This window comes from Cupriavidus phytohabitans, from assembly GCF_017815025.1.
Taxonomy (GTDB): Bacteria; Pseudomonadota; Gammaproteobacteria; order Burkholderiales; family Burkholderiaceae; genus Cupriavidus.
In genome coordinates, this window is record NZ_JAGIQB010000089.1 from 1 (window position 1) to 11,364 (window position 11,364).

General features: G+C 58.2%; 6 protein-coding genes and 3 pseudogenes. 3 read left to right on the forward strand and 6 right to left on the reverse strand.

The features are described 5' to 3' along the window. Nucleotides 1-11: 11 nt before the first annotated feature. From tnpC to tnpA, 3 genes and pseudogenes are all read right to left on the reverse strand, one after another. Nucleotides 12-1,647, reverse strand: a pseudogene (tnpC, locus tag J8I34_RS31735) (IS66 family transposase). Nucleotides 1,648-1,678: 31 nt separating this feature from the next. Continuing rightward, nucleotides 1,679-1,998: pseudogene (tnpB, locus tag J8I34_RS31740) on the reverse strand (IS66 family insertion sequence element accessory protein TnpB). After that, entirely contained in the window at nt 1,995-2,414 is a 420-nt protein-coding gene (gene tnpA, locus J8I34_RS31745; RefSeq protein WP_209777957.1) for an IS66-like element accessory protein TnpA, read from the reverse strand. The pseudogene tnpB and the gene tnpA overlap by 4 nt, the downstream one beginning before the upstream one ends. A gap of 247 nt (nt 2,415-2,661) precedes the next feature. On the opposite strand from tnpA, the gene J8I34_RS35025 reads away from it, so the two are divergent. Beyond that, nucleotides 2,662-2,928 (forward strand): hypothetical protein, encoded by a 267-nt coding sequence (locus J8I34_RS35025; RefSeq protein ID WP_245176288.1) that lies wholly within the window; start codon nt 2,662-2,664, stop codon nt 2,926-2,928. Nucleotides 2,929-3,046: 118 nt separating this feature from the next. Here the strand turns inward: J8I34_RS35025 and J8I34_RS31755 are convergent, their stop codons facing one another. After that, the gene (locus J8I34_RS31755; protein WP_209777954.1) at nt 3,047-4,414 is read right to left on the reverse strand and encodes a replication initiation protein; all 1,368 of its coding nucleotides are present in this window, start codon (nt 4,412-4,414) and stop codon (nt 3,047-3,049) included. A 1,134-nt stretch (nt 4,415-5,548) separates the two neighbouring features. Between J8I34_RS31755 and J8I34_RS31760 the strand changes: the two genes are divergently transcribed. Next, complete coding sequence (locus tag J8I34_RS31760; RefSeq protein WP_029050147.1) at nt 5,549-6,745, forward strand: ParA family protein; 1,197 nt, start codon at nt 5,549-5,551, stop codon at nt 6,743-6,745. Further along, on the forward strand, nt 6,746-7,735 hold the full coding sequence (locus tag J8I34_RS31765; protein WP_209777952.1) for a ParB/RepB/Spo0J family partition protein: 990 nt from the start codon (nt 6,746-6,748) through the stop codon (nt 7,733-7,735). It begins immediately after the preceding gene. Between the two features lie 2,253 nt (nt 7,736-9,988). Here J8I34_RS31765 and J8I34_RS35030 read toward each other — a convergent pair. Together J8I34_RS35030 and J8I34_RS35035 are read right to left on the reverse strand one after the other, a co-directional pair. After that, nucleotides 9,989-10,588, reverse strand: coding sequence for a tyrosine-type recombinase/integrase (locus tag J8I34_RS35030; protein ID WP_371748183.1), 600 nt, complete (start codon nt 10,586-10,588; stop codon nt 9,989-9,991). A 27-nt stretch (nt 10,589-10,615) separates the two neighbouring features. Further along, nucleotides 10,616-11,364 (reverse strand): annotated as a pseudogene (locus J8I34_RS35035) (hypothetical protein); the annotation flags it as partial.

The following is an 11,364-nucleotide window of genomic DNA, read 5'->3' on the forward strand; positions in this document are numbered from 1 at the left end:
CATGGACATGACTATGACAACGCACTCACCCAATCCCGCGATGACTCGCGCACTGATTTATTCAGCATTTCCCTAGAGGCTTGCAACGCCAGTTGAGTGGCGACGTTCCACGGCAGGAGTTCGTCGATCCGGTTGACCGGATGATCGGCGATGTGGGCCAAGACGTGACGCAGATACGCCTCGGGATCGATGCCGTTGAGTTTGCAGGACCCAATGAGCGAGTACATGGCGGCCGCACGCTCGCCGCCACTGTCGGCGCCGGCGAATAAAAAATTCTTCCGACCCAACGCGACACCACGCAGCGCATTCTCTGCGATGTTGTTGTCTATCTCTGCCAGGCCATCATCACAGTAGCAGATTAGTGCTTGCCACTGGTTCAGCATGTAATTGATGGCCTTGGTCGTTTCCGACTGCGTCGAGAGCGTCAATAGCCGCTCTCGCAACCACACTTCGAAGCTGTCCAGTAGGGGCCGGGATCTTTGCTGCCGCACCTGTTGACGCACTGCAGTTGGCTTACCCCGGATTTCCGCTTCGATGGCATAGAGCTCGCCGATCCGGCGCAATGCCTCTGTGGTGGTAGGCGTTGCCTTGCGGACATGCAGATCGTGCACCTTACGGCGCGCGTGGGCCATACAAGCTACCTCGCGAACACTGCCGTCGGTAAAAACAGCGTTGAAGCCCGCTACGCGTCTGCCTGCAGGATGCCACGGAAGCCGGCCAGATGTGCTTGGGGATGTTGGCCCTGGCGATTGGGTGTGTAGGCGAACCAGACCGCAGGCGCAGCATCCGAACCCGATGCGCGATCGTCCCGCACGTAGGCCCATAGTCTTCCCGTCTTGGTCTGCCCCTTACCTGGCGCAAGTACCGGCAGCGGCGTGTCGTCCGCGTGAACCTTGCCGGGCATCATCACGTATCGGTGCAAAGCCTCGACCAGGGGGCGTACCAGAGCACCACAAGCGCCGACCCCGCGAGCCATGGTCGTGCGCTCCAGATCGACGCCCTGCCGGGCATAGATCGCGGCTTGGCGGTACAGCGGTTGATGATCAGCGTATTTGGCAACCAGAATGTGAGCGTGCAGCCCCGCCGTGGCAATGCCGCGCTCAATCGGCCGGCTTGGCGCTTCAGCCTGGACGATGCATCACAACAGGCGCAGGCCTTCTTGCGCCACACCTGCCGAATCACCCTGAATGAACTGCTGATGATATCGAGTTGCTCCGAGATGTCCTCGCCCAGCGGCTTGAGCTTTCCGCCGCACTCTGGACAGGCTTCGTTCTCGGGCTCGAGAATGCGTTCCTCCCGCTCCAAGTGCTCCGGCAACGGCTTGCGTACCGCTTTCTTCCGGAGAGGAGGGGTTGCCTGCGGATCGGCTTCGGTGTCAGCCGCACCTTCCTCGGCCAGCAGATCTTCCAGTCTGGTCTCGAGCTGTTCAATCTGTCGATCCAGTTTCTCGGACTTCTGGCCAAACTGCATCCGCCTTAGTTTTGAGATCTGCAGATTTAGCTGCTCGATCTCCATGGAGCGGACCGCCAAGGCCCGTTCCATGAGTGCGATCGATTCCCGCTGTGCCAACACCAAGGCCTTCAGGGCCTCAATATCGTCGGGGAAGGTCGCTGGGGTCGATTGGCATGCGCGGCAGTTTACGCACATGCCGCAAGGTTTACAACACCGACAGTGGCGGTCAGGTGCGCTCGGGCTGTTTCCAGTTAATCCCCTCCAGCAGCATCGACAACTGCGCTTGCGTCAGATGGATCTTGCCGCTGTCGGCCTGCGGCCAGACGAAACGCCCACGCTCCAGGCGCTTCGAGAGCAAACAAAGCCCGTCGACCACAACACCTTGATGACGTTGCCGCGCCTGCCGCGGAAGACGAAGACATGGCCGGAGAATGGGCTCTCCTGCAGAGTCGCCTCCACCTTCGCTGCGAGCCCGTTGAATTCACAGCGCATGTCGGTCACGCCTGCAACGATCCAGATGCGTGTTCCCGCCGGCAACCCGATCATGGCGTCAAACGGTCCAGTACCGTACGCAACGTGGTCGGGTCGACTGACCCTTCAATGCGAATCACCGCTCGGCCCAAACGGATCTCAATGGCGCCGTGCGGCGGCGTCGGCTCGCAAACCGCAGCGGCCGGACTCATTGGCATCGGACCGAGTGGCGAGCTTGGGTGTTCAACGGTCACCGGCAACAACACCGCGGCGTCGTCCTGGCGCTGCTCCATTCGATAGCGTCGGCGCCAGGTGAACAGCATGTTCGCGTTGATGCCGTGCTCGCGCGCCAATTTCGATACCGAGACACCCGGCTCACACGCGGCGGCTGCTAACCGCCGCTTGAATTCCTCGCTGTGGTTCGGTCGGCCTTTGCGACTGCCGGCGGTTGGTACTTCCTGTGACTGTGACAAAGTAGTTCCCATCATCATTTGGTGGGAACTACTTTGGCGCCACTCTACTGAACGGTACAGACGGTGCTGGCGACTCACTTACCACCTTACCAAATGGCAAGGTGTTGCACTTCAGATTTGAGGCCGCCGTGTTTGTGCCGACGATACAGCGCCCCTCCGGGCCACGCAAGAGCAGCAGCAAATTGCTACCCTTGTCGATAGGTACCGAGGCAAACGGGTTTCAGCGTCCGACGGAACGACCTACGAAGTCGATTCAGCATCCATCGTGATCACCGACGCTAACGGCCGGCGAAGCTCTCTCGCGCATGAGCAGGCGAGTGCCTGGCTTATCGAGATGGACAGAGTAGCGAGCGGACTGGCCGCTGCCGTAATCCAGCCGGCGCAAGCGAGAGAGCGATCGGCAGTAGTGGCGCCGCGCCTGCCGTGTGACGCGACCAATCTGATGCGCTGCAGGAAAGCACTGGCCGAGGCCCGCATTGAAGAGTTGCCGGCGATGACCATCGCCGCTGCTGCCCCCTTATCAGCACCGTAAACTCAATCGCGACGGTCGTCGGGAACTGCACAAATGGCGATCGAACAACTACGGGTTTTGGTGCGCGCGAGGTTGGATTCTGGACGCATTCGGTTGCCGTGAGAGGGCCTGCTCGTGCTCAGATCAGACTTGCTGAGGCTGCAGCGCCTACTCGTTTTGCGGCCTTCGCTGCCTTGTGCACGCGACTTGCCACAAAGCCTCCAAATGTGCTCCGAACATTCGGCTCATTGATATGCTCGTGCACGTTCAAGGACTCAAGCTTAAGTCTTCGTGCAAGAAGCTTGGCCGCCTGAGACTGACAAAACTCCGCAGTCATGTCCGATTGCTGCTCAGGGGAGAGCTTATTGTAGGCTTCCCAACCCAAATCAGCTTCTCGTTGGTCGCGCTCGGCACCGGCGGCCTTCACGCGGGCTTCACGTTCGGCCATCTCCTGGTCAGCAGCCTTACGAGTTGACGCTGCAATGGCCGACTGATGATGGATCTGCTTGTCGAGTTCACCAAGCAGGTAGCCCTCGCGAAGGGCCTTCATGAAATAACCACCTGCTCGTACCTTCACCTTGCCAACTTTCACGTTGTGGCGGGTGTACTCCATGGCCTGGTGGATTCGCTCGTCGTTGTACACGTCGCGGTTCGTAATAATTTCGTTGAATTCGGACTGGTTGAGCGCGAACTCTTTGTGCAGCGTCTCGTAGACATTTCGAAGCACGATGAACGCAGTTTTTTGCTCGTTGGGCTGTTCGGTAGCGTTCAATCGAAATCGGACTTGGCCGATTTTCTTTGAGCCGGGCACGTTAAGCGTAAGCATCTCAATGTGGAGTCCGGTCACTTCGCGAATTTCGGAGATGGCTACCTCGAGGACTTTACTGCGGAAGTGTTTGAAGAGGTCGTAGGTTTTTTTCTCGCACTCTAGCCAAGCACGCAGGGCTTGAACCTCGAACCAAGGGGTGATGCCCTCAACCATAAATTGTTGCAGTCGGTCGTACAGAACCTTAGAGTGCACCGACTTGAATACGTAGCGTAAGCTCAGAAAGTGGGAGGATTTGGGGTTCTTGATAGCGCGCTGTAGCCGTTCGGGAAGCTCAAAGATGAACTCCCCTTTTTCGATGAATGCTGAGCCCATTAGGGGCACTGCACCCCATCGATCTTTGGAAGGGTCTTCGACATCGATCTCATTAAGCTCGATAGCGGCTTTCTGGGCTTCGCGAACGAGCTTGCTGAGGTGGCGTCGGTTGTTGCTCGTTGTTGCTAGGAGCCACTTGAACAATCCGACATCAACCCGGTATTCGCGCCGGACTTCCTGGTCTTCAGCGACAAGGAAGTAAGCAACATCGATGAGGCGACGGCCTGCCAGACTTAGGTCGATGATTTTGACGAAAGCATTGCTGCGGCGGAAGCCCAAATCTTTTGGCGCTTCCGTGACGCTCTGGCCTCGAGGGGCGAAGTCCTCGAATAGAGTCAAGGCTAACTGTTGCGACGCGCTTTCCATACCACTTCCCTCCTTCGGGCAGGAAGGTTGCAGGGGAAAGGTCGAAATGTCAAACCATTTCTTGTGACTTTGCCTGCCTAAGGCCTAGGGGGATGGTGCTACAGCTACTGTACCGAGGTTACCGGTGTTTGGCCAAGCAATGTCGGTGACTTTAGTGGGTTTCGAAGGCTCGGTTCCCTGTCCCATGGTATGGGGTAGGTTGGTTTTTTGTTTTTAGGAACAGAACATCACTTACAAGAAGCGGGGGCCTCTTCATTAAATCAATGACTTAGAGTGGAAAGGTCACATTTTGGAGCCCAAAGGTCGCCGATTTTGTCGGGTAAGGTCACTAGATGTGGCCGCAAGGTAACCGGATTTGGCCCCGGTTTCTTGGGCTGCGGACTCTGAGGCCATGCAAGGTAACTGGAATTGTCCACCAAGGTCACAAAGATTGTTGGAATCCGCGGAAGCCTTGCGAGGCAAGGAGTTGTGGGCAGTTTGGGCGACCCATGGTCACTGGATTTGTATTTCTGCGCTCCAGGGGCCGTTTCCGACCTTGTGATGGAGTAAGGTCACAAAAATTGTTCGCAGTTGAGCAGTATTCGCTCGAACTGACCAGTCATTGCGAGCACGAACGGTTCAGAATCGTCTGTCCGGGATAGCGGAGTAACCGCTAAGGTCACCAGATTTGTACGATCAAGGATCTCTAACTGCCAGGCAAAGTGACCAAAATTGTACGAACCATGCTGCGGAAGGGAGTTGTCGTGCCCCAGTAGCCACTTGTCTCAAGGTGAGAGCAGTTAATGCAAGTGCGTTTGGCGTTTGCCGGACTACGATTCGGACAATTTTGGTGACTTTGGATATGCAGCAGAAGCGACATGGTAGGGCGTGCACGATCTAAAGAACCATCGAATCGCGAATTCGTACAATTGGCGGTGACCTTGCCCCATTGGGGCGGAGCGCCTGTGTTTATGGAAGATCCATCTTTCCTATGAGCGGATTACGCTCTGACTTATTTCACTCGATTCCGCGAACCCCGCACAGATAGCCAGTTGAGACGTCACTTTTTTGCCAAAAGTGCGTACGAGTACGTGAAGTTTTCGCGTTGGTCGCGTATTCTACGTTTCATCCTGAATTTCACATGGAACGTTGAATATGGTGGTGAAGAGCGAATTAACCGAGATTGACCGGACTGTCACGATTGGTTCAATGAGTGACTTTTCGAAGAAGCTGCAAAAGCTAACTGAGGAACTTCGCGAACATATCCTGGCACCTCGCCCTCGGAAAAGTCCGCCGACGTTCACCTCCACTCAGGTCGCCGAGATGTGCGGCATCGACCGGGCTCGGCTCCATTATTTGGCTACGAAAGACGGAAGCACACTTCCAGCGGGTGAGCTTCATGGGCGCGTACGCCAATTTACTCTTGCCGAGACTCGGAAGTGGGTTCAACAAGCTTCGCAGGTGAGGCCTTCCCCGCTGCTAAGAAACGGCGAAGCGGACGGTCGCGTTCTTATTTCTGCCAACTTCAAGGGTGGTAGCTGCAAGACGACTTCGAGTATGTGCCTGGCGCAGGGGCTGAGCTTGCGCGGTCGCAAGGTACTACTGGTTGACCTAGACCCGCAAGCATCACTGACCGAATTGTGCGGCCTGTATGCCGAAAAGATGATTGTCGAGGAAAGCACCGTTCTGCCGTACATCTACAGCCCTGACGACTTTACCCTCGAGAGTGTCATTCAGGAGACCTATTGGGACGGGGTTGATGTCATCCCTGCGCATCCATCTTTGTTCTCCGCGGAGTTTCATATCCCGGCAATGGCAAGCAAGTCGGCGAATTATCGCTTCTGGACCCTGTTACGTAAGGGCCTGGAGCCGCTCCGAAAGAAATACGACTATATCGTGCTGGATTCAGCGCCTTCGCTATCCTACCTAACCATTAACGGGCTGATGGCTGCGGACGCCATGGTGATGCCTTTGGTGCCGGAGAGTCTCGACTTTATTAGCTCGGTGTCTTTCTGGAGTCTGTTCTCCGATATGGCGGACAGCTTCAAGAACATCGAAGGAAACAAGACCTACGACTTCGTGAGCATTCTGCTTTCGAAGGTTGACTATGGCGTGGCGTCTTCGGCTCCGATTGTTCGCTCCTGGGTTCAACGAGCTTATGGTGATTGGATGAGCCCTATTGAAGTGCCGGCGAGCTCCGTGATGAGTAACGGGGCGCTCGCACTTGCGACGGTGTTCGACATTAGTAAGTTCGAGGGCAGCAACAAGACATTCCAGCGTGTGCGAATTCCGTTCGATGAATATTGCCGTTGGGTCGATGAGTTTTACGCCGGAAAGTGGGAGGATGCGTAAATGAATATGCGCAAGCGCATGCTGGAGCAAACCGCAAATTTGACTCCGGCTAATGAAATCAAAGTGGAAGTCGCCGCCCCCCAGATTGCAGACCGTCCGAAGACTGCGCCAGGAATGATGGCGGCTTTGAGTGCGGCGCAGCTTCGGATTCAGGAACTGGAGTCCCAAGGGGCTGCAAGCACGGTTCCGGTTGAGAAGATTCGGCCGAATCCCTGGCAGCCGCGGATAAGGTTTGACGAGAGCAGTCTCACTGAGCTTGCCGAGAGCATTAAGGAACTGGGCCTAATGCAGCCCATTCTGGCTCGACGAGTTACACCGGACAACGGAGAGGCGTACTACGAGCTAATTGCTGGGGAACGCCGTTGGCGCGCTCACCAGGTGTTGGGTCTGCCTGAAATCAAGGCGCTCGTTACGGATGCGTCTGATGCAGATATGGCCGTGCTAGCTTTGGCCGAGAACGTCAGCCGTGAAGACCTTACCGACTACGAAATCGGCAAGGCGATGCGTCGCGTGGAGAAGGAATTTCCCGACAGGAAGCGGATGGCCGAATCGATGGGGATGAGCCGAAGCACACTCTATCGATATTTTGCCTTCGACAATCTACCCGAATTCATGCGTGTAGATCTGGAGAGGAATCCATCGCTTTTCAGTGGGACTGCAGCAAGTGACACTTACGCCGTGCTGAAGAAGCATGGCGAGCCAGCTGTGACTGTGGCTCGCAAGGTATGGAAGCAACTTGTAGACGGCAGCCTTGAGCAGTCGAAGTTTGCCAAGCTGCTGGACGCGTCGCTAATCCGGCGTGAAGCGACGCCTGTAACTTCGCAGCGTGACATTCATAAGGTCTATGCCGGTAAAACTCAAGCCGGCAGCATCACAAAGGATTCCCTGAGCTTTACTGTAAAGCTCAAGAGTGCAGTCCTGACAGCGGCTCAAGAGGAGCGGATACGGACGGTAATCAACGAACTTTTTGACGGCGGGCCGCAACGTTAGCCCGTCGCTCCTGACCAGTCGAACCCCTCATGCCGAGGGGTTTTTTTTGTGTTCCGAGTCGGAACACGAGTCCCGTTCTTACAAGAAGCTCTCTGAATTCCTCGTGACCGGTCCTCGATTAGGAGCGGATATGTGTCGGCGCAGTTGACCCATTAGTCGCGCCGGTCGATCGGGCAATTGTGTTCCGATTCGGAACACAACGTCATCGTGAACGTCGGATACGTGCGGTAATCAATGCCAGGACGTTGCCGCAACGTTAGCCCTGCCGCTCGCAAAACCAGTCGGACCTCTCACGCCAATGGGTTTTTTGTTCCGAGTCGGAACACGAGCCTCGTTCTTACATAGACGGGCTCTGAATTTCGCCGTGGCCGGTCCTCGATTAGGAGCGGACGTGTGTCGGCGCTATTGGTGTCATGAGTCGCGCCGGTCGGTCAGGCAATCGTGTTCCGACTCGGAACACAACGTCATCGTGAACGTCCGTGCCTTGCGATTGCATCTGGGATGGCGATACTGGGAGTGCGCCCAGGCAGCGATGCTGCTGATGACGTTGATCGTGGCAAGAGTCTGCCGCAAATGGGCAGTGAGCAAGCAACCTGTTGGGCGACTGGCTAGCTTTGCCATCGCTACTCTCCATGCGCTAGCGCCCCGGCCGATGGGTCCGCATGAACATTCAGTCCGGTCGGGGCACCCATACGGGTACGACCGGCGGTCAGATACGCCGCATGGGAGTACGAGCCTGCGGCAAATTGTGAGGCCAACTTGCAGTGGATGTTTGACCTGCAAATCCGTAGTGCCCGGGACATACCGGACGTGAACGAGGCGATGTGGATTGCCAATTCCGAGCGCCCATGCCTTGCATGAGGCATTACGAGAACGCACGGATCGAGGGCGTTCCGATTCTCGTTGCCATGCGACACCCCAGCTGAGATGAATAACGCTTCTTCGTTGGTCGGCTGCCTCCTTCATGTTCCGAGTCGGAACACGAAGGAGGCAGCGTCACACCAGAAATGTCGCTCGTGCCGGTGCTCCTTGATCTGCTTGAATCGCAACTGCGTGTTGAAGAAAGTCCCGGCGGGATCGTAGGCGAGAGCAGCAGGAGTCTAGCCTGTGGCAGGCAGGGCTGCGCAACGACAACAGCTTTGCGGCGCGCTGACGGTCAGGACACCCGAAAGTGATGTGGATTTAGTTAAGCCGCCGAGGCATTCGATCGTCTCAGGGCCATGGATGGCTACTCCAACATGGGCACATGAACAGTACAACTCGCTTCAAAATATGGAGGACAGCGCAGCGGACTACGCACTTTGACTGGCCGAGCGTGTCACAACGACCAGAATCTCTTGTAGTTCTCGTGCCTGTGAGCAACGGCTACTGCCTTCTCGGCGAGACCGATGACCGTAGATATCGATGCAGATGAAAACGTGATACCCGTGAGGCCAGGAGTGAAGAGAACGAGCTTCGGGTTCCGTGATCACATCACTAATGAGTTGCATCAGGTACCCATAAGGGATGAGTGCCCCGGTTTCCTAAAACATCTCATTGGAGATTTACCTTGTGAGAACCGGCTACACGAGGGCAGGAGGCAAGGTCACAAAGTTTGTACGAATCCTCAATTGCAACCCCTCCGTAGGCCCAGCGCTGACTTGTCTGGGAGAGGGCCTCTGTCGCAAAACGGACAATTGATGGTGACCTTGCGTGTCTCGAAGGACCTCAGCCGGACAATACTTGTGACCTTATTGAGAGGCCGACGAGCCTAACCATAATGGGAAAGGCAGTGACGGCAGGCCCAGAGGTCCCTTTTACGGCACGCGCAGACAAAAACTTACGCTCGTACAATCTTGGTGACCTTGTCTTTGGTCCAGCCTGACGTTTGCCAATTTTGGTGGCTTTGGCCACTTCGCCAACCGCAGACCTTCCACGGCTATTGCACGAGAGCGCGGGAAGGCGCTTTGGAGAATTCGGAACTGCAGCATCGTTCCTGAGGCAAGGGACAGAGTGCTATCGGCACAAAGTTTCCAGCCGGTACGCGCGTAAGAGTGCCCAGCTCCACTACCACTGATGCTTCGGGCATCAGCGTGTCTTGGTTCCCCTCACATCGGAAAGTTGGTGAAATCTCGAGCTGCAGAGCCGCTCGATTGCAATTTGCCGCGAGTTAAGTGGCCAGGACGCTTCCTAGCTGAGGCCGGGATAAAGCTTCGCCACCGCGGCGAGGCCACGTGCGCGCTCCGCGCGGACGTAGTGCGCGGTTGTTTGCAGCTAGGCGTGCCCCAGCAGCCGTTGCAAGACGTCCGCAGGCATCTCGTTGGCCACCGCATGCGTGGCAAAGGTATGCCGCAGCGCATGGGGCGCGACGTGGCGCAGCTGGTTCCGCTCTGCCTCGGACAGTGACAGCGTGGCGTCGTCGGCGACGCGAACCAACGTCGTCGTCAGCAGCTGGTACAGCCCATCCGGTGAAAAGCCCTTGCCGCGCAGCACGGGCGCGCCGTCCGCCTCGCTGAGGTGCTTCGCCTGGGCGGTGCGCGTGGCCGGTATCACCACCGGCGAGAGCAGGGCGAGTTCCTGGTCCGGATTCTCGAAATCGTGGCCGCGGTCGGCCCAGTGCGTGCGCAAGGCGTCGATGGCGCGCGCCGGGAGGAAGACCGTGCGCCACTGCTGGCGCTTGCCGCGCAGCGCCAGCTCCCACAGCCCAGCGGGAATGCCGGCCTGCTCCGGCACCGGCTGGAGGTGGCAGCGTTGCGCGCCGGCCGCCTCTTCGCGGCGCGCCCCACTGCATCCCAGCAGCAGCACGGCCGCGCGCGCCAGACGGTACTGAGCGCCGGGCGCGTCGACATCCTTCGCGGCCAGCGGCGCCGCCACCGGCACCGCGGGCCATTGCGCGCAGAGCTAGTCCAGGATGCCATCGGGCTGCACCAGTGCCTGCCACAGCGGGGCCGGCAAGGCCTTGTCGACCGCGATCGGCACGTCCCGGCGCGTGGTCACCGGATCCGGCACCAGCAGCCACGGGTTGCCGCCCAGGTAGCGCATGCTCACCAGCCAGGCAAAGAAACCACGCAGCACCAGCACCGCGTAGCGCTGGGATTCCGGCTTGAGGGCGCCGGCGAAGGGACGCCAGCGGGCCGAGGTGCGGGGCGCCTTGGGGCCGATCCAGGACGGATCCGGCTGCGCCAGAAACGCCTTGTAGTGCTCGCACGCTTCCGGGCCGATGGCGGACAGCGCGGTGCCGCGCGCGCCCACGCACCAGAGCAGGAAGCGCTCCAGTTCCTTCTGGTAGGCACGTGCGGTCTTGTCCCGGTCACGGAAGCGGGACAGGTAGGCCTGGATGGCCTCCAGGTCATGGCGCGCCGCGATCAGGCAGTAGCCCGGCGCCCGGTTGCGGCCTGCGCTGCCGTCGAGTGCCGGCACGATCCGTCCGACCTGCACCAGCGGCACCAGCGGCACCAGCGGCACCAGCGGCACCAGCGGCACCAGCGGCAACAGCGGCAACAGCGGCAACAGCGGCACCAGCGGCACCAGCGGCAACAGCGGCAACAGCGGCAACAGCGGCAACAGCGGCAACAGCGGCAACAGCGGCAACAGCGGCAACAGCGGCAACAGCGGCAACAGCGGCAACAGCGGCAACAGCGGCAACAGCG

Excerpts from the sequence above, each read along its gene's own strand:
- tnpA (WP_209777957.1), bottom strand. The coding sequence starts at position 2,414 with ATGATGATGGGAACTACTTTGTCACAGTCACAGGAAGTACCAACCGCC.
- J8I34_RS31755 (WP_209777954.1), bottom strand. The coding sequence starts at position 4,414 with ATGGAAAGCGCGTCGCAACAGTTAGCCTTGACTCTATTCGAGGACTTC.
- J8I34_RS31760 (WP_029050147.1), top strand. The coding sequence starts at position 5,549 with ATGGTGGTGAAGAGCGAATTAACCGAGATTGACCGGACTGTCACGATT.
- J8I34_RS31765 (WP_209777952.1), top strand. The coding sequence starts at position 6,746 with ATGAATATGCGCAAGCGCATGCTGGAGCAAACCGCAAATTTGACTCCG.